This is a genomic window from Corallococcus sp. 4LFB (assembly GCF_046520365.1).
Taxonomy (GTDB): Bacteria; Myxococcota; Myxococcia; order Myxococcales; family Myxococcaceae; genus Corallococcus; species Corallococcus caeni.
This window is the reverse complement of sequence record NZ_JBKGHJ010001063.1, coordinates 1-1072: the sequence shown is the minus strand read 5'-3', so window position 1 is coordinate 1072 and position 1072 is coordinate 1. Positions and strand designations below refer to the sequence as shown.

1 protein-coding gene and 1 pseudogene are annotated in these 1072 nt (G+C 73.1%); one reads left to right on the top strand and one right to left on the bottom strand.

Annotation, left to right across the window (positions count from 1 at the left end):
* Positions 1-211 (bottom strand): annotated as a pseudogene (locus ACLEQD_RS44050) (hypothetical protein); the annotation flags it as partial.
* 134 nt (positions 212-345) lie between these two features.
* Here ACLEQD_RS44050 and ACLEQD_RS44045 point away from each other — a divergent pair.
* Positions 346-1072 (top strand): tetratricopeptide repeat protein (locus ACLEQD_RS44045; protein ID WP_410391885.1); only part of this gene is annotated, 727 nt, incomplete at its 3' end.

The window sequence follows — 1072 nt, the reverse complement described above, 5'->3', positions numbered from 1 at the left end:
GCCACCGCCGGAGCCTTGCCGCGGGTGGGGGCTTCGCGGGGCGCGGGGCCTGACGGACCGCCACCTCCGACGACAGCGTGGCGCGCGGGAAGGCAGGCGGGGAGGCGGAGCGGTAGCGCACGGCATCCGACGCCACCCAGGCTCCCACGGGGGACCCGGTCGCACAGCCCGTCATCATCGCCAGCATCGCCATCCATGCGCCCAGCTTCATGGCCACCTCGTCCTGTAGCGTCCTGGGACGGAGGCTCCCTCCGCTGGCGCGTGTAGGCAAGAAAACCACCCAGGCAACCGGACGGGGCGGCTCGGGTTTTCGACCGGGGGCGGGTGGGGTATTGCTGGAGGGGAATGCCCACCTTCCGCCGCGCCCTCGCCCTGCTGCTCCTGGCCACCGGTTGCTCGCACACGTCCTTCGAACGGGCCAGCGAGGCGGACACCGTGCAGGCCTACCAGGACTTCCTGCGCGAGCACCCGGATGATCCCGAGGCGCTGACGGCCCAGGGGCGCATCGAGGGGCTGGAGTTCGACGAGGCGAAGCGGCTGCACTCCGTCATCGCCTACAAGCGCTTCCTGGCGCTGTACCCGGACGCGCCGCAGCGGCAGCGGGCAAAGTCGCTGCTGGAGGGCCTGCGCTTCAACGCGGCGAAGGAGGCGGACACGGAGGCCGGGTGGCGGCAGTTCCTCGCCGAGCACCCCGACGGCACCCACCGCGACGAGGCGCGCGCCCATTTGCAGGCGGCCCAGGAGCGCGACGTCCAGACGACCACGGACCTCAAGCGCGTGTCCCAGCTCCTCCAGGGAGAGGCCGCGGGCGCCCGCCGCGAGGAGCTGGAGCGCAAGCTGGACGACGAGTCCTTCGCCCAGGCCCGCGACGCCGGGAAGCTCTTCGCCTACCTGCGGGACTTCCCCGCGGGCACGCACCGCGAGGAGGTGCGCGTCAAGCTGCTGGAGCTGGAGGTGGAGGGGCTGCTCGTCTCCGGGCTGGTGGACGAGGCCGAGGAGAAGGTGAAGACCCACCCGCTGGGGCCCCAGCTGACGGCCTTCCCCGCGCGCCTGGCCCGCGCCCGCGCCGAGC